Source organism: Dellaglioa sp. CoH-56-MRSF-10 (assembly GCF_056782175.1).
Genome location: NZ_JBXAYF010000098.1, coordinates 1 through 288 on the forward strand (window position 1 = coordinate 1; position 288 = coordinate 288).

At 50.0% G+C, this 288-nt stretch carries 1 protein-coding gene; it reads left to right on the plus strand.

What is annotated here, in order from left to right:
- The coding region (locus AC1RP4_RS07960) for a hypothetical protein (RefSeq protein ID WP_481763270.1) at nucleotides 1–288 on the plus strand (288 nt) is incomplete at both ends.

Here is a 288-nt window from a genome sequence, read left to right on the forward strand (position 1 = left end):
ATTGTTCTTCAGGTGGTCACGGAAATTGCTAAGGCATTTTTCGACTTCGGCGGCCCCAAACGTAGGCGTGTAGTTCAAACCCTCGATCATTCGTTGAAAGTTTGCAAGTTCCTTCAACTCTGTGTCCGTTTTGGACAAGATGCGCTCTTCCTGATCGGAATTTCGCGGTTTGCCCAATTTGGCAATGATGCTGGAATCTACACGCTCACCGCGCTCTATCACTATCGTTGGACTACACGGCTCATCGATCGCGATCTCGCGCTGTGCGTCAATGATCTGTTGTGGCGT